Annotated in this window: 15 protein-coding genes and 1 tRNA gene; 9 read left to right on the forward strand and 7 right to left on the reverse strand. The window is 34.0% G+C overall.

Annotated elements, in window-relative coordinates:
• Positions 1-47 precede the first annotated feature (47 nt).
• Entirely contained in the window at positions 48-3,311 is a 3,264-nt protein-coding gene (locus ACH2AZ_RS08575) for a reprolysin-like metallopeptidase (RefSeq protein ID WP_394907510.1), read from the forward strand.
• A gap of 89 nt (positions 3,312-3,400) precedes the next feature.
• Here the strand turns inward: ACH2AZ_RS08575 and pth are convergent, their stop codons facing one another.
• The 3 genes from pth to ACH2AZ_RS08590 all read right to left on the reverse strand — a co-directional run bounded on the left by pth (position 3,401) and on the right by ACH2AZ_RS08590 (position 5,770).
• A complete protein-coding gene (gene pth, locus ACH2AZ_RS08580) occupies positions 3,401-4,030 on the reverse strand; it encodes an aminoacyl-tRNA hydrolase (RefSeq protein WP_394907511.1) in 630 nt (209 codons plus the stop codon).
• A gap of 85 nt (positions 4,031-4,115) precedes the next feature.
• Positions 4,116-4,751: a 50S ribosomal protein L25/general stress protein Ctc gene (locus ACH2AZ_RS08585; protein WP_379046273.1), complete on the reverse strand. Its 636-nt coding sequence runs from the start codon at positions 4,749-4,751 to the stop codon at positions 4,116-4,118.
• Positions 4,752-4,828: 77 nt separating this feature from the next.
• Entirely contained in the window at positions 4,829-5,770 is a 942-nt protein-coding gene (locus tag ACH2AZ_RS08590) for a ribose-phosphate pyrophosphokinase (RefSeq protein WP_379046277.1), read from the reverse strand.
• Between the two features lie 141 nt (positions 5,771-5,911).
• On the opposite strand from ACH2AZ_RS08590, the gene ACH2AZ_RS08595 reads away from it, so the two are divergent.
• Positions 5,912-5,993, forward strand: a tRNA-Leu gene (locus tag ACH2AZ_RS08595).
• A gap of 62 nt (positions 5,994-6,055) precedes the next feature.
• On the forward strand, positions 6,056-7,354 hold the full coding sequence (locus ACH2AZ_RS08600) for a tyrosine-type recombinase/integrase (protein ID WP_379046280.1): 1,299 nt from the start codon (positions 6,056-6,058) through the stop codon (positions 7,352-7,354).
• 41 nt (positions 7,355-7,395) lie between these two features.
• On the opposite strand, the gene ACH2AZ_RS08605 is transcribed toward ACH2AZ_RS08600, so the two are convergent.
• The 4 genes from ACH2AZ_RS08605 to ACH2AZ_RS08620 all read right to left on the reverse strand — a co-directional run bounded on the left by ACH2AZ_RS08605 (position 7,396) and on the right by ACH2AZ_RS08620 (position 9,701).
• Positions 7,396-7,881: a hypothetical protein gene (locus ACH2AZ_RS08605; protein WP_379046283.1), complete on the reverse strand. Its 486-nt coding sequence runs from the start codon at positions 7,879-7,881 to the stop codon at positions 7,396-7,398.
• Positions 7,882-7,890: 9 nt separating this feature from the next.
• Positions 7,891-8,406 carry a hypothetical protein gene (locus tag ACH2AZ_RS08610; RefSeq protein WP_379046286.1) on the reverse strand — a complete coding sequence of 172 codons (516 nt, stop codon included), beginning with the start codon at positions 8,404-8,406 and terminating at the stop codon, positions 7,891-7,893.
• Between the two features lie 96 nt (positions 8,407-8,502).
• Positions 8,503-9,270 carry a hypothetical protein gene (locus ACH2AZ_RS08615; protein WP_394907512.1) on the reverse strand — a complete coding sequence of 256 codons (768 nt, stop codon included), beginning with the start codon at positions 9,268-9,270 and terminating at the stop codon, positions 8,503-8,505.
• A gap of 173 nt (positions 9,271-9,443) precedes the next feature.
• On the reverse strand, positions 9,444-9,701 hold the full coding sequence (locus ACH2AZ_RS08620; protein ID WP_394907513.1) for a hypothetical protein: 258 nt from the start codon (positions 9,699-9,701) through the stop codon (positions 9,444-9,446).
• 250 nt (positions 9,702-9,951) lie between these two features.
• Here ACH2AZ_RS08620 and ACH2AZ_RS08625 point away from each other — a divergent pair, with 250 nt between their 5' ends.
• From ACH2AZ_RS08625 to ACH2AZ_RS08650, 6 genes are all read left to right on the forward strand, one after another.
• Complete coding sequence (locus ACH2AZ_RS08625; protein ID WP_394907514.1) at positions 9,952-10,935, forward strand: IS110 family transposase; 984 nt, start codon at positions 9,952-9,954, stop codon at positions 10,933-10,935.
• A 104-nt stretch (positions 10,936-11,039) separates the two neighbouring features.
• Entirely contained in the window at positions 11,040-12,833 is a 1,794-nt protein-coding gene (locus ACH2AZ_RS08630) for an Eco57I restriction-modification methylase domain-containing protein (RefSeq protein ID WP_394907515.1), read from the forward strand.
• 1 nt (position 12,834) lies between these two features.
• Entirely contained in the window at positions 12,835-13,422 is a 588-nt protein-coding gene (locus ACH2AZ_RS08635; protein ID WP_394907516.1) for a super-infection exclusion protein B, read from the forward strand.
• Positions 13,423-13,559: 137 nt separating this feature from the next.
• On the forward strand, positions 13,560-13,943 hold the full coding sequence (locus ACH2AZ_RS08640) for a hypothetical protein (RefSeq protein ID WP_394907517.1): 384 nt from the start codon (positions 13,560-13,562) through the stop codon (positions 13,941-13,943).
• A 797-nt stretch (positions 13,944-14,740) separates the two neighbouring features.
• Positions 14,741-15,370 carry a hypothetical protein gene (locus tag ACH2AZ_RS08645; protein WP_379043972.1) on the forward strand — a complete coding sequence of 210 codons (630 nt, stop codon included), beginning with the start codon at positions 14,741-14,743 and terminating at the stop codon, positions 15,368-15,370.
• Between the two features lie 59 nt (positions 15,371-15,429).
• Positions 15,430-16,302 (forward strand): hypothetical protein, encoded by an 873-nt coding sequence (locus tag ACH2AZ_RS08650; protein WP_379043969.1) that lies wholly within the window; start codon positions 15,430-15,432, stop codon positions 16,300-16,302.
• Positions 16,303-16,644: the final 342 nt, after the last annotated feature.

Raw genomic sequence — 16,644 nt, forward strand, 5'->3', positions numbered from 1 at the left:
TAATTAACGCTGCTTATCTTGTAAATTAGTCGCAAAATTAAACAACTATGAAAGCAAATTTACGAGATGTTTTGAGCATACTTTGTATTTTTTTTAGTTTTTCTTTGTTTGCCCAAACCAATTACTGGAGCAAGGTAAACCAAGAAGAGCTTAGTCAATTCGAAAAAATCAATCGAAAATCGCAACCCGATGGTTTTACCTTATACCAATTGGATTTGGATGCTTTAAAAAACAAATTAAAGAAAGCACCACAGCATACGCAACAAGCCGCTCCTTTAATTCTAGAATTCCCTATGCCTAACGGCGAGATGGAGCAATTTAGCGTAGTTGAGTTTTCAATTATGGCCGAAGAGCTTCAAGCAAAATATCCTCAAATAAGAACATATAAAGCTAAAGGAATTGATGATCCTACCGCAAGTATGCGCTTTAGTGTCACTCCACAAGGATTTCATGCGATGAGTTTATCGGGAAAACGTATGGCGATGTACATCGATCCATATACCACTGATAGGGAGCATTATATTGTTTTTGCCCGAGAAGCTTTAAGCGGACAAGTATCTGATTTTACTTGTTTTATGGATGAAGAGTCGTTAATACCCACTTTGGTACGCGGCGAAAGCCAGCAAACTATGGCCGCTAATGACAGTCAGTTGCGTACTTATAGATTAGCGCTTTCTTGCACAGCCGAATACGGTAATATATTCGCTACTAGCACGGCTACAGCTAAAGCTGATATTCAAGCCCAAATGGCTGTAAGTATTAACCGGGTGAATGAGATTTATGAGCGAGATCTGGCTATTACATTACAGTTTATACCCAATAACGATGCTTTGATTTATTTTGGCTCGACCGCTGCAGACCCTTGGTCTAATGAATTTAATCAAACCACGCAAAACACTATTGATAATACCATAGGGAATGCCAATTATGATATTGGGCACAATTTCAATACCACTGGTGGTGGTAATGCGGGTTGTATAGGATGTGTATGTGTAAGCGGACAAAAAGGTAGCGCTTACACCGGTAGTAATAATCCGGTAGGTGATGCCTTTTATATCGATTATGTTGCCCACGAAATGGGGCATCAATTCGGTGGGTATCATACTATGAATATTTGTAGTCGTAGTGGAGACGGAACCACAGAAGTAGAGCCAGGAAGTGGAAGCTCAATTATGGGTTATGCAGGTATTTGTTCGCCAAATGTTCAAAATAATTCCGATGCTCACTTTAATTATGTGAATATTCGTGATATTGCCGATAATATAAAAAACGGTCCGAGTAGCTCTTGTGCGCAAATTACCACTTTGGTCAATGCTGCTCCTGTAGCAGATGCAGGTTTAGACTATACCATACCAAAATCTACTGCTTTTGTTTTAGAAGGTAGCGCTACAGATGTAGACGGTACGGCAAGCCTTACTTATAACTGGTCACAAAATGATCCAGAGCCTGCACCCGGAAATGGGCAACCTCAACCTACTTGGGTAGACGGGCCGCTATACCGGTCTATTTTACCTACCTCATCACCAAAACGTTATATGCCAAAATTGAGCGATGTAATAGCGGGTAACTTAACCCCAACTTGGGAAGTAACCCCTTCTGTAGGAAGAGAGTTGAACTTTGCGTTTACTGTACGTGATAATGCTAATACCTTTGCCAATGGAATCGGGCAAACCGATACCGATTTGATGAAAGTTACCGTAGCTAATAATGCGGGTCCGTTTGTGGTTACTTCTCAAAATCAATCTGGGATAACCTGGAATGTGGGAAGCTCGCAAACCATCACTTGGGATGTTGCCAATACAGATGTAGCCCCAGTTTCGGCAAACGAGGTAGATATTCTATTGAGTATTGATGGCGGACAAAACTTTAATCAAGTGATTGCACAAAACCAGCCGAATACAGGAAATGCCTTAATAACCGTACCTAACGTAGGAAATGTAGCCAATGCCCGATTAATGGTAAAGGCCAGTAACTCTATTTTTTATGCGGTGAATACCACCAGTTTTGCTATTCAAGAGGTAGATTATGTGTTATCTTTTAATTCAACTTTTCAAGAAGTTTGTTTGCCCAATACTGCTAATTACACGTTTACCTATAACACCTTTAATGGTTACAGCCAAAATACCACCTTTAGTGTGAGTAATTTACCAACGGGAGCCACCGCTACCTTTACTCCAAATGCGGCGAGCAGTACAGGTACACAGGTTGACTTAGCATTGAGCAATCTAAGTGGAGTAAGCGTAGGAGAATATACTTTTAATGTGAAAGCAACGTCAAATGGGGTAACTCAAGAATACCCATTGGTGCTTGGGGTATATGATAACAATGCGGTAACGCCTACTTTGCTTACACCTGCGCAAGGCGCTATTGATGTAGCAACCCCTAGTGTGCTTACTTGGAGTAATGAGAGTAATGCTTCTTCGTATCAATTGCAAATAGCCGAAGATGCTAATTTTACCACCTTAGTGGTCGATGAGAGTTTAAGCGATAACAATTACACTTTTGCGGGTCAAAATGAAACAACTTACTACTGGCGAGTAAAAGCAACCAATGCATGTGCAGCATTCTCTTACTCTGCTGCCAATAGCTTTACTACAGAAGCTTGTGATATTTGTCCGTCTTCCGGCGACAGCCAATCGCCAGTTGCCATTACCGAGGTAAACTTTAATACCATTAGTAATGTATCGGGTAAATCTGGAGGTTATAGCGACTTTACAAGCTTGACCACGCAAGTTGACAAAGGGCAGAACTATATTTTAAGTGTTCGCGGTGATGCCGGAGGATCGAACTTTATTGCAGGAGTGTATGCTTATATAGATTGGAATCAAAACTGTGTTTTTGATGCGAATGAAAGATATGATCTTGGCGGTGTAGTCGGTGCTAGCCAAAGCACCAATTCGCCAATAAATATTACTGTGCCTAATGATGCCGTAGAAGGATCAACAATTATGCGTGTGTCTACAGAATTCTTTGCCTATCCTAATGATTGTGCCGTAGGTTTTACCGGTGAGGTAGAAGATTATACGGTTGTGGTAAATACTTTAGGTTTGAATGAGAATGATTTGGCACTTCAATTCAAAGTATGGCCTAACCCTAATGAGGGGGCATTTAATCTACAATATACTGGTGAAGGATCATTAAAAGTTCAGGTTTATGATGTAGCCGGTAGGCTCATTTATATAAGAGATTTTAAAGAGAACCCTCAGACAGGCTTTAAGGTAAACCTGCCAACTGCTCAAACCGGAGTGTATTTCTTAAAAGCGAGTACAAGCAATAATCAGGCTATAAACAGAAAAATAATTGTACGTTAATCGTATAGTGAAATTTATAATAAACAAAAATCCGCTAAAGCTTCATTCGCTACAGCGGATTTTTTTATTGCGATGCCAGCAAGAAAAAGCTATTTATTGTTAAAGGCATTCATGGTATTGGCTAGTGTGGTAGTACCAAAAGACTGTATGGCTTTTACGGCTTGGTCTAGGCGTTCGGGTAGATGTTTTTGTTCATGGGGAGACCACTCGCCCAACACATAATCTACTTGTTTGCCCTTGGAGAAGCTATTGCTAATTCCAAACCTAAAGCGGTTGTATTTACTGGTATTTAGTTTATCTTGAATGTCTTTTAGTCCGTTATGACCGCCATCACTTCCTTTGCTTTTAATGCGAATTGTACCAAACTCAAGGTTTAAATCATCGGTAACTACCAGAAGGTTATCGATATCTATTTTTTCTTTTTCTAGCCAATAGCGCACTGCTTTACCGCTTAAATTCATATAGGTATTGGGTTTAAGCAAGACAAAGGGGCGGCCTTTGTACTTATAGGTGCAGATATCGCCTAATTTATCGGTGGTGAAGCTTAAATTTTCTTGTTCTGCCAGATGATCTAATATTTTAAAACCAATATTATGTCTGGTATTGGCGTATTTTATTCCTGGGTTACCAAGGCCTACGATAAGTGACTTTTTCATTTCCTTTACGGATTTTTTTTTCGTTTTCTTATTGTTGAGTATTCTTCCAAAAAAGGCAAGCATAGGTTTATTTTTATAAAAAGAACTATAAAAATAAAAAAAGCACCTTAGATAAGTAAGGTGCTTTCTATTTATTTAAAGATTGTGCTTAACCGTCGTTAGAAGCAGCTGCAGCACCTACCTTATCGGTTTCTGTAGAAGGTACATCTTCATCTTCATCTTCATCAGCTCCAGCTACCACGTTACGAGAAGTTCTCACTTGGCAAATAACCGTGTTATCTGGGTGCATAATGGTATAATCATCAGAAGTTACTGCGGTAACATATAATTTGTTTCCGATTTTTAATGGAGTAACGTCAGCAACGATATAATCAGGTAAGTTTTTGGCTAAACCTCTTACACGCATTCTACGTAAGTTGAAACGTAAAACACCACCATTTTTAACCCCTTTAGCAACTCCTTCAGAGTGCACAGGAATCTCCATAGTAATTTCTTGATCGTCACCAAACTCATAGAAATCCATATGTAAGATTTCATCGGTTACTGGGTGAAACTGAATATCTTGTAAAACCGCATTGTGTTTTTGTCCATCTAGTTCTAAAACAACAGTATGAACGTCTGGAGTGTAAACCAAACTGTTAAACGCAATTGTGGGTGCTGAAAAATGTACAGGTTGATCTCCTCCGTATAATACGCAAGGAACCTCTCCAGCATTACGTAGGGCTTTAGTAGCTTTTTTTCCTACGCTTTCTCTTTTAGATCCGTTGATCGTAATTGACTTCATTTGTAAAAAATTTAATTAATTATATTTATTGTTGTTCTAGTTTAGCCATCTTCTTTAAGAAGATTTAGAACAGGCTTTTACATTAAAAATTTTGAGCTGATGGATTTGTTCTCGTGAACGGCTTTCATCACATCGGCAAATAAGCGGGCGCAAGATACAACTTTTATTTTTTGGCTTTCTTGTTTTAGAGGAATAGAATCGGTAACAATTAATTCTTCTAATTTAGAGTTGGCGATACGCTCGTATGCATTGCCCGAAAGTATAGGGTGTGTACATATAGCACGAACGCTTATTGCACCGCGTTCAATCATCACATCGGCTGCTTTGGTTAAAGTTCCGGCGGTGTCTACCATATCGTCTACCAATACAACGTTCTTACCTTCAACATCACCAATAAGCTCCATATGAGAAATCACATTGGCTTTTGCTCGTTGTTTATAACAAATTACCACATCGCTTTCTAGGGCTTTTGAATAAGCATAAGCCCTTTTTGATCCACCCATATCTGGTGAAGCTACGGTTAGATTTGCCAAATTTAAATCTTGCAAATAAGGTAGAAAAACAGTTGAGGCAAAAAGGTGATCAACAGGTTTCTCGAAAAAACCTTGAATTTGATCGGCGTGAAGATCCATTGTTATCACTCTTGTGGCACCAGCGGTTTCTAACATTTTGGCAACCAGTTTAGCTGCGATTGGTACCCGTGGTTTATCTTTTCTGTCTTGTCTTGCCCAACCAAAATAAGGTAATACCGCCGTAATATGTCTTGCCGAAGCGCGTTTTGCAGCATCGAGCATCAAGAGCATTTCCATAAGATGGTCGCTACCAGGATGGGTAGAGCCAATAATAAAAACACGATCTCCTCGTACAGACTCTTCAAAAGAAGGTTGAAATTCACCGTCACTATAGGTTGAGGTAATGACATTACCAAGTTCAATTCCGTATTCTTGGGCAATTTTTTTGGCTAAAGTTTCGCTTTGTGAGCAAGCAAAAAGTTTTGCATCGGGTAGCGCGTGTGTCATAAGTGCTTATTTTTCTTTAAGTTATCTGCTTGAAGCAGCGAATAATAAGGTTGCAAATTTAAGGATTTTATTTTAGTTGAAAAGAATTCTTTTTGTTTATTTGAAAATGAAAAAAAAGTTTTAAATTTGCGCATCCATTTAGCTCAAGTGGCGGAACTGGTAGACGCGCTGGATTCAAAATCCAGTTTCTTCGGAAGTGCGGGTTCGATTCCCGCCTTGAGTACAAAAGACGAAACCCCTTGTATTTACAGGGGGTTTCAGCGTTTTATAAGGGTATAGTTTACCATGAAAAAAACGTACAAATTGCAAAGTGAACCTATAAACGAACCTATTAGAATAGAAATAGTTTTGGCTAAAGTAAAGTATTCTACTCCTAAATTGTACGCTCCAAAAGTTCTTAAAAATGGTAAAAAGGTACACGCAATTGTACCCGGTAAAAGATGGTATGTATATTTCTATTGGTTGAACCCAGAAACCAATAGAAAGGATATAAAAATAATGATCTACAAAGGGCTAAACCGCCTAGATTCCTTGCAGGAGCGCAAATCAGCTGCAAGTGCTTTGATCGATGCCGTTAAGCTTGCACTATATCAAAATTGGGTTCCAAAACAGGTGAGAGGGCTTGAATATAAGAACGAAAAAACTTATTCAGTAGGGGAAGCTTTAGACTATGCGTTCAAGTTAAAAGTTAACTCAATTAGTGAAGCAACCGCACAGGATTACAGCACAAGAAAAGAGTTCTTTAAAAGCTACCTAATTCAAAATGGCCAGCAGTATATTGATATAAGACAATATGGGTTAAATGACTTTTATCGGTTTTTAGATTGGTTGCAGTTGGAATACAAAAAACCCAATGGAACAACTCTATCAAATACGAGTATTGATAATTATAAAAGATCTATATCGGCCTTGTTTACCGTTTTGCAGCATAAGCGTATAATAGATCATAATTTTATAAATGATATTCCTAAGCTCAAAAGTAAACCGGTAAAAAACAAACCTTTTACAAAGAAAGAATTTACCAAGGTTTTAAAGCAGATTAAAAAAGATGATCCTTATTTGATAAATGTAATCGGACTTATGGTTTTCGCTTTATTAAGACCCAGGGAAATCATAAGGTTAAAGGTTGGGGATATTAATACAGAAAATTGGATTTTGGGTGTTGAGCGTAAAAATCAATCAATCGGATATTCCAGGGTAATTGAAAAACTTAAACCACTACTCAAAGAAATGAATTTGGACCAGGAACCAAAGGATCATCATTTAATTACAAAATTTGATAAACCAGCGGTTTGGGAAACAAACAAATTGAGTAGTAAGGTTAATTATTTTAGTCGGAGGTTTCGAAAGATTTTAAAGAAACTAAAGTTTGATCCTACTTACAATTTGTATAGTGTACGACATACGGCAATATTAGATTTATACAGTTCATTGCTAAACCGGGGGTTTAATGAACAGGAAATAATATTCAAACTCATGCCTATAACCGGCCATAAATCGCAAGCAGGTTTAAAAAACTACCTTAGAGATATTCAAGCATTCATACCTGCAGACCATAGTGAGATTTATACCTTAGAATTATAGAAAAAACCGCCGTAAAGATTTGGCGGTTTTCGAGCTTTATTCTAAGTTAATTTTAGTCCAGGTATTTTTTGTTCTAGCTTTTTAGCATCTGAAACGCTTAGCTCGTTGGCTAACCAAGTAATCAAATGATGCTTGTCAGATGTGATCGGGTCTCCTACATTACCCCAAAATAAAGAATATTGGCGCATTCCAAAAGCATTATATACCTTTAGGAAATCATTTGCATTTAAACCACTTAATGCGCTGAAAATAGCTTTTTCATCTGTGCCAACCGTCGCCATGGCTGTAAATAGTTTTTCAGCAATATTTTGAGCTTGAACGTCTGTTAATGTGCTTTTAGCTAAATTGGAATCTTCGATTAACTCTGGCCTTTTTGGAGCTGCAGGAAAAACTTTTTTGTAAACCTTGTATCCAACTGCGGCCACAGTTACGGCTGCAGCTGCATACAAAATTGTTTTAGGGTTGGCCAAGGCATAATCTTTAGATTTTTTTGCTACGTTTTCTATTTTCGTTATTGCTGTACTCATATTTTTAGTTTAAAATTCAGTTAATATTAGGTTTCCAGTTGGCTTTATTTGCACTTGCGGATCTGCTTCTGGTTGGGGTAAGTTGCCTGATGGTTCGGGAACCAACATGGCTTTGTGATAAATGCTATACTTTAAATCGGTTGCAGGTAGTTCATTATATCGGTTCTTATCAACGTAAATATAATTTTCACGGTAATCATCAAACTTTTCTGTAAACAAAACTATATCTACGTCAAATTGGCTTTTTGAACCGCCACGCATTTTTCCGTCTGATGTCATTTGAAAAATAAAAATGAAAAGTTTACCATCATATTTTTTCCTTAAATCTTTGTCAACTTCTATTTGCTTGTTGATTTCTCTTAGCTTTTCAAAACTGTCAATGGCTATAATATCATTGCGCATAATTAAGCCATGCAAATCTGCCATGGTTTTAATTTCTGGTGCTTCAATATTTGCTAGATTTTCTGGTTTAATATACTGTTCAACTTTACTGGTGTAAAGGCTACTATCTGGGTGTTCTTCCATAGAAGCATGACCAACCTTATAATGATCTGCAAACGCATCAATTACTTGAAAAAGAAATCTAGTTTTCCCTGCTCCTTGCGGGGCGGTAATTGAAATTCATACGCTTTCTTTTTCTTTAATTTCTATTTTCCCGAGGAATTTCGACAATTCGGGGTTTGAAATTGTGTAATAATTGTAGACCTTATTTTTATTGGCGGCCATTCGAGCTGCTAGACTATTTTTATTAACAGGGTATTCAACCGGTTGGGGTAGCGGTTGGGGCAACGGTTGACCTACTTGTAAGCCTGGTTTATGATTTTGGTTGAGCTTATTTTTAACATCATTTTGAGGTTTAGAAACTTCTTTTTTAGTATCTTTGCTATAAGAGAGCGGTTTTTTGTCGCTTTTTATTACCTCATTTGGGCTGCTGGATAGCTTTTGCGATTCCTTGGACAAATGAGTTTTTTTCTTTCCTACTTCATAAGATTTTAAAAGCGTTTTTTTATCTTTAAACACTTCAACCGATATTCTTACGTGTCTATTTTTTCCGTCAATATTTACCTTTGATTTAAAATTCATATAACCAAGTAAATCTGGACTATCTTTTGGCTTTGGTTCGCCCCAATTATTATAAGTGGAATTTTTTAAAACAACTTCAAAATGCTCAATAACAGCGGCCTTTGCTTTATATGCAGCACTACCCTTTGAAATTTTCCTCCCAGCTCGACTTAATAATTCTACTTTCTGCAATGAGTTTTTTATAGCTAAGGTTTTATTTTTAAGAAATAAATTATAATATTTTAAAATAAATGCTCTTAGCTCTGGGGTTGAAAACTCTTTAAAATTTTCAGTTGAAATTTTGATTTGATTTTTAATGCCAATCAAGCCTATGCCATTATGGGGGGTTGTTCTATTTTTAACTTCACTTTGAGGTTTAGAAGCTTCTTTTTTTTTGGCGGTATTAGCGCCTAAAAGTGCATATTGACCGGTTTTCTTGTTTACTTTTGGCTCTTTTTTGGTCTTTTTCTGGGCTTTTTTGGTCTTTTTAGACTGGGGTTTTACTTCCTCTGCATTTTTGCTTGTGGGCTTGTTTTTTGTTTTAGGTTTCTTTTTGGCTTTTCTTCCTTGTTTTCTTCAAACTTTAAATTTTTAAGGTAAGCCGGATTACCCTCTTTATCAAGATTTAAAATATAATCTGCAGCTTTTTGCGATTGGCTGATGGCTCGCATGAGTAAACGGTTATCTTCTTTAAGAAATTCAGCACGGTTTTTCCAGCCTTTAATATAAGCCGCGTGATTTTTATTTGTGTACCACATTATTCCTTTAGACTTGCATAAGAGAAAATATAAAGATAAATAATTAAATTTATGGATGTTTAATTAGAAAAAGAGAGCTGAACTTAAGTACACTATCCGGACTCAGAATTTAAAAAATTCATATGTCGATTCAGACTTAAGTTCAGACTTTCATCAACAATCTCTAATAGAAATTCGGGATTTTAAGCCCATTATTAAGGAGTTGAGGTATTGATGAAATCCCTCTTTTCAATAAAAGTATTACAAAGTTATGAAAAGTATTTATGTTGGTATTGACATTAGTAAAAAGACATTAGATTTTTGTGTTCAAAATCAAGGAGATCTAGACTATTTTAAGATACCTAATAAGGTAAAAAGTATTCAAAAGTTGCTAAAAAACTTAGCGAAAATAGACCCCAATACCTATATAGCTATGGAGAATACTGGTTACTATAATTACAACTTGTATGAAGTTTTAGAAGGCTTTGACTTTAGGGTATATGTTGTAGATCCTAAGCATATCAAGAGAAGTATTGGTTTGGTTCGTGGCAAGAATGATAAAGTAGATGCCAAAAGAATAGCTGTTTTTATTGAGCGCAATCATCAAGACTTCGAACCTTGGAAACCGGCCAGTGAAGTTGTTAAAACAGTAAAAATCTTAATGAGTCAGCGGAGGTCAAAAATTAAACAGCGTAAGGCTTTAAAGCAACAAGTAGCTGATCTTAAATACGTATCTTTTAATAAAACAACTAAAAGGCTCATTACAATTAATGAAAGAGCTATCAAGCAATTGGATAAGTTTATAAAAGAATTAGAAGCTTTAATACGAGCAGAGATTAAAACCGATAAAGAATTATCTACACAAGTTAAGCGCATTAAGACAGTTCCTGGAATCGGAGATATTACAGCTTGGATGATCGCGGTAAAAACAGAGGGTTTTCAACGACTTTTAGATCCAAGAAAATTAGCTTGTTTTGCTGGTGTAGTGCCCTTTGAACAACAAAGTGGTAGTAGTTTAAAAACAAAACCTAGAGTCTCTAAAATAGCAGACAAGAAGCTTAAATGGGTGTTGCAAATGGCTGCCATGCGAGCAGTCAGAATGCAAAATCAATTAAAGGTGTATTACGATAAAAAAGTGAAAGAAGGTAAAAATAAAATGAGCGTTTTAAATGCGGTAAGAAATAAACTTTTACACATAGCTTTGGCTCTTATTAAAAATCAAACTTATTATAAAAATAGCTTGGATTTGTCATAGAAATCGACATACAAGAAGCTGAATATGAAAAGGAACGTAAAGGTAGACAAAAAGCAACCTTAAAAAAGCTAACCAAAAAGTTAGAAGATTACAGAAAGTGGTTATTGCAGGTTACCATTTGCGACCCAGCCTGTGGTAGTGGTGCTTTTTTAAATCAAGCCTTGGAATTTCTAATTGCAGAACATAAATACATTGACGAGTTACAGGCCAAACTTTTTGGAGATGCGATTATTTTAAGTGAAGTTGAAAACTCAATTTTGGAAAACAATTTATTTGGTGTAGATATTAATGAAGAAAGTGTCGAAATTGCTAAACTTTCATTGTGGCTTAGAACTGCTCAAAAAGGTAGAAAATTAACCTCATTAAATAACAATATAAAATGCGGCAACAGTCTAATTGATGATCCCAATGTTGCAGGAGAGAAAGCCTTTAACTGGCAAAACGAATTTCCAGAAGTTTTTGCAAAGGGAGGGTTTGATGTAATAGTTGGGAACCCACCATACATAAAAGAATACACAAACAAAAAGGTCTTTGAGGAATTGCATGGGCATCCTTGTTATCAAGGTAAAATGGATTTTTGGTATTTCTTTGGAGTTTTGGCTTTAGACATAATCAAAAAAGATTATGGTCTCATAGGGTATATTGCACCAAATAATTGGATTACAAATTCGGGGGCTTCAAACTTTAGGAATATCGTCCTCACAAAAGGAAAAATAAAAAAATTTATCGATTTTGGTGATTTTAAAGTTTTTGATTCAGCAGGAATCCAAACAATGATTTATATAATGAAAAGGTCAGATAGAAATAGAAATTACAATTTCAACTTTTCAAAAGTATTATATAGCAAAATAAAGCATGAGGACGCTCAACTATTTTTAGATCGTGTCAAGGACAAAAGATTTGAGTACTTCGAGGCAAATATAGAACAAAATGAAAACTATGATAAGCCTATCAATTTTGTGAATGCAGAACTTACTCTAATAATTGATAAAATTCGGGAACATCAAAATTTTGTATTTGATAAAAAAGAAATAGCCCAAGGAATTGTTGCTCCACAGGATTTTTTAAATAAGAAGAACCAAGCGATATTGGGAGAAGAATTTGAAATTGGAGATGGTATCTTTAATTTGAGTCAGGAGGAGTATGAAAACTTAAATCTTACCTCTCAAGAAAAAGAGTTGGTAAAACCATTTTTTACAACATCAGAGTTAGGTAGGTTTTACGGAACAAACGAAAATCGATTTTGGATAATTTATACAGATTCAAATTTTAAAGATCCTAAAAACATTAGAGTCTATCCGAATTTAAAACAACATTTAGATAAATATCAAGAAATAATTACTTCAAGTAATAAACCCTATGGTTTGCATAGAGCGAGAGAAGAAAGTTTTTTTAAAGGAGATAAAATAATTTCATTACGTAAATGTGCTAGGCCAACTTTTACATTTACAGATTTTGATTGTTATGTTTCTCAAACCTATTTCTCTATACAGACAGGCCGATTGAACCAAAAATATTTAACTGGGCTACTCAATTCAAACTTGATTGCATTTTGGTTAAAATACCAAGGAAAAATGCAAGGGGATTTATATCAAGTAGATAAAGGACCCTTGATGAATTTACCCATTATCAAACCTTCAAATAAAATTCAAAAACAAATTGCCGATTTAGTCGCAACCATAATTTTAAACAAACAAAAGTGTAGCGACTATGGTGAATTGTTGAATAAAGCAAAAACTGAAAATAGTTTTGACAGGGAAATACAACTAACAAAAGAATTGGAGCAACTCAAAGCAGAAATAGAAAAATACGAGAGCAAAATCAATGCTTTGATTTATGAGGTTTACGATATTAAACCGAAAGAAATTGCAACGATTGAAAAAAACATAAATCTATAATTTGGAACATTTAAAAACATTATTTGATTTAACTAAACTTCCCACAAAATTTTTTATACTTTTTGCGGTAATATCAGCTTTTATACTTTTTGCGGAACCTGAATGGTTTGCAATTATAGAAATTGAAAACATAAAGGTAGAACATGGCAAATATATAGGCTTGACTTTTATATTTTCAGCGGGGTTAGTAGCGATTAATTTTTTAATATGGGTTGAAAAGTTTGTTTCAAAGGAGATTAGAGCTTATAAATTCAAGAAAAAGTATTCGGAAAATCTTAAAATGCTTGATCCACAAGAAAAAGCGGTTATTCGAGAGTTTTTTATTAGAAAGCAAAATTCAATTGAAATGCCTATTGACGACCCAGTAGTAAATGGATTGATAAGTAAGAACATTCTGGGAATAAACAAACAATTCGGTAACTCATTTATTTTGAGCGGAATGAATACGTCGGTTTCACTGAGGGATAGAGCTAAAAAATTATTGAAATTATCAGATATTAATTTAAATGAAAATCTTTCAGAAGATGAAATTGAATTAATTAAATCCAATCGACCTTCCGGGGTAGATAAGTGGGATGTAAGATACTAATAAAAAGCCAGCACTGTGAGTCAAATATATCTGCAATTCCAACAGCCAACGCGATGCCAAGAATTGCAAAAATCGAGTTAAATTATCATTAAGCGAAAAGGCCGAATGGGCACAGTATTTTAACGAACAAAGGCAAAATGAAAAGAGAAATAAAAAGTGAGTATCAAATTAAATTAGAATTTAAAAAAAATAAGAAAATCACAAACATAAAGGATATAAGTGATTCTAAATTTTACAAAGATTACTTTAGACCTTCAAGTGAATACAAGGCAGGGTGCATGTTAATTGCAGATGAGTTTAAAACTTACCTTGATCATATCGAACTTAAAAATGATGAATTTGGAAAAAATATTAAATATAAACACGTACTTTCTAAATTCGATTTCAACTTAGATTTTAATGATAGTTATTTTTATTATCTAGCCAAGAATAATAATTATACTATTTTAACACATGATGGAGATTTCAAAGTTAAAGGTGTTGATGTTTTAACATTAAATGGTAGCTTATTGAAAGCTTAACTATTATTTTCTGTGCCATAGGCGAACCATTTTAATGATATAATCTAACAATATTAAAAAACACAAACAACTAACTAATAGTGGTGTATCTTTTTAATTAAACTAGAATTTTTTATCCATAATTTAGTTTCTTCGGAGGTGCGGGTTGAATTTCAGCGTTGAGTACAAAACAAAACCTTCTTCTAATTTATGAGCAGGAGGATTTGTTATTTTTCTCTATCATTTTAGTTGTCAATAAATTCCCCCAAACACAAGGCAATACAATTACTATTTGCGATACAACCCAAGAAGTCGCAAAAGAAAACGACACTCATTTTTTAAATTTTGGTAGGCCTAATACCAATCAAACTTCTACTACAATTATTTTTAACGAATACATTGCCAATTTCTATTTCGTTTTTAATACCTAAAAAAATTAAAATGTTTGAATATCCCAAGAAGTTGTCAAGTATAAAAACACAATTCAAGTCATTTTAGAAGATAAAAGTTAGATTGAGGCAAAAAAAATATTTAGAGGGGATTTAAAGCTGAAATAACATTTATTTATTCTATTACAATTATTTATATTCTATTTTACTCAATACCCTATATGTAATTGACAGTAGATAAGCTGAAGTAATTTAAAATTTTTATTTCATCTTTAAAAAATATTATTATTTTTATTCTTTTAACCAAAATTATACTTGTTAAGGTTAGGTCTGACAAACCATTTTATGCGAGAATAGTTGATGCAGAATATTCTATTCTCTGACTATTTCTGTTATTTGTTTAACTTACCCCACCAATAAATTAAAATCTTGAAAATAAATTATTTAAAAATCACTCTTGCCTTAGTTTGTTCATTAGCAATTTTTAGTTGCTCGAAAGATGAAGAATCCATTAATACAGAAAATGAAGTGTTTGAAAAAACAACTTTTTCTACAAGCAGCATCTACTACGATGTTTTGAATTCAGATAACCCTCAAGAAAGCTACGACGCTTTATCTAATGAAGATAAGGCTATAGTTTGGCAAACTAAATATGAGATTTTTTCTGAAAACTCAAATTTAAATGAAGAACAATTAGATGCCATTAATAATTTATCAGAATTCGTTTATAATGCTCAATTGAATCAAGATTACAATCTTGAAGAATCTTATGAAATAGAAAAACAGTTGATTATGTCTGGTTTTACAAACACCGACTTGAAAAATCTTATAATTGCTGTAGATAATCCATTTGAACCTGCCCCAGGAAACCAAACTGAATGCTTGGTTTGCTCAGTAATTGTTGAAGAAGGGCCTTGCCATGCTGAAGAATATAATGGACATACACATTTAGTAAAAGACGTAAAAGTTGTAAAGAAATTTTTAGTCTTTAAAAGTGAACCAAGAGACGCTCAAATACCTTGTTCTGATGAAGAAATTGAAGATTGGTTTAATGGTTAATAAATATTATTAAAGTTAAATAGTGAGGTTCATCAAAATGAGCCTCACTAATACATATTATGCAAAATTTTTTTTTACAAATTCTTTGTTTTTTTCTACCAATAATTACTTTAGCACAAGTAAAAGAAATTAATTTATTTGATGGGAATGATGCTATAAATGAGTTTCAGCTTTTCCTTTATTATAAAGATTCTACAGAAGTTCTTTACAACAACAATTCTAATAAATTAATAATTCATAAAAGTCAAAAGAAAAATTTAGACTCTTTATTTATTCATTATGATGGTTTCTATTCGCAAAAATTAGAACTTTCAGAATTAGAAAAAGATTCAATAATTTTAGATAAAAGTTTGCATTTGGAAGAAGTAATCATTAAGAAGAAACTGAATTATGAAATACTAGGGATTAGGAAGGAAAAAAGAAAAATAAATGGTTTTGGTGGTGGTACAGTCTCTGGAAAATTAATTCAATTAAATGCTGAAGAATATGTAAATGCAAAGGTGAAAAATATTAACCTATATATCAAAAAAGGTTTTACTGGTTTTTACGGAAATAAACATCGGAGTCAAAATAAAAATATTCAATTTCTCATATTTCAATCTAACTCAAAAAACCCCAATGACAGCATAATAAATTTACTTCCAAATAAATTGATTGTTAATACTAAAAGTATTAAGAACGATTGGTTAAAAGTTGATTTAGATAATGAAAACATTATCCTGAAAAATTATAAATATTTATATATAGGTTTTATAAATCTGCAGGGGTCTCTCGAGTATGGAGTAGTTTATAATAGAAAGTTAGAAAATCCACCTGCTTATTTTGAAAATTCATATTATGAAATAAATAAAAAATGGTTACCTATAAATTACATAGAGAAATATAAAAAGTTAGAATCTGTTCCGGCTATTTATATTGAAACTGTCAAATAAAAATATCGTTAAAGTTAAAATTAGAAAAGAGAAAATAATACTATAATATATAGAGCCATAAAGCGAGCCATTTTTATGATATATTCTAACAATATTAATAAAAACAAATAACTAACAGCTAGCGGTTTATCCTTTTAATCGAACTAGGATTTTTATTCAAAATCCAGTTTCTTCGGAAGTGCGGGTTCGATTCCCGCCTTGAGTACAAAAGACGAAACCCCTTGTATTTACAGGGGGTTTCAGCGTTTTATAAGGGTATAGTTTACCATGAAAAAAACGTACAAATTGCAAAGTGAACCTATAAACGAACCTATTAGAATAGAAATAGTTTTGGCTAAAGTA

Origin of the sequence: uncultured Mesonia sp., from assembly GCA_947499595.1 — a bacterium.
Lineage (GTDB): Bacteria > Bacteroidota > Bacteroidia > Flavobacteriales > Flavobacteriaceae > Mesonia > Mesonia sediminis.

What these genes read in the sequence shown, in the direction of transcription:
- ACH2AZ_RS08590 (WP_379046277.1), bottom strand. Translation starts at nt 5,770, where the DNA reads ATGACACACGCGCTACCCGATGCAAAACTTTTTGCTTGCTCACAAAGC.
- pth (WP_394907511.1), bottom strand. Translation starts at nt 4,030, where the DNA reads ATGCTTGCCTTTTTTGGAAGAATACTCAACAATAAGAAAACGAAAAAA.
- ACH2AZ_RS08585 (WP_379046273.1), bottom strand. Translation starts at nt 4,751, where the DNA reads ATGAAGTCAATTACGATCAACGGATCTAAAAGAGAAAGCGTAGGAAAA.
- ACH2AZ_RS08575 (WP_394907510.1), top strand. Translation starts at nt 48, where the DNA reads ATGAAAGCAAATTTACGAGATGTTTTGAGCATACTTTGTATTTTTTTT.
- ACH2AZ_RS08605 (WP_379046283.1), bottom strand. Translation starts at nt 7,881, where the DNA reads ATGAGTACAGCAATAACGAAAATAGAAAACGTAGCAAAAAAATCTAAA.
- ACH2AZ_RS08610 (WP_379046286.1), bottom strand. Translation starts at nt 8,406, where the DNA reads ATGGAAGAACACCCAGATAGTAGCCTTTACACCAGTAAAGTTGAACAG.
- ACH2AZ_RS08640 (WP_394907517.1), top strand. Translation starts at nt 13,560, where the DNA reads ATGAAAAGAGAAATAAAAAGTGAGTATCAAATTAAATTAGAATTTAAA.
- ACH2AZ_RS08650 (WP_379043969.1), top strand. Translation starts at nt 15,430, where the DNA reads ATGCAAAATTTTTTTTTACAAATTCTTTGTTTTTTTCTACCAATAATT.
- ACH2AZ_RS08600 (WP_379046280.1), top strand. Translation starts at nt 6,056, where the DNA reads ATGAAAAAAACGTACAAATTGCAAAGTGAACCTATAAACGAACCTATT.
- ACH2AZ_RS08625 (WP_394907514.1), top strand. Translation starts at nt 9,952, where the DNA reads ATGAAAAGTATTTATGTTGGTATTGACATTAGTAAAAAGACATTAGAT.
- ACH2AZ_RS08620 (WP_394907513.1), bottom strand. Translation starts at nt 9,701, where the DNA reads ATGTGGTACACAAATAAAAATCACGCGGCTTATATTAAAGGCTGGAAA.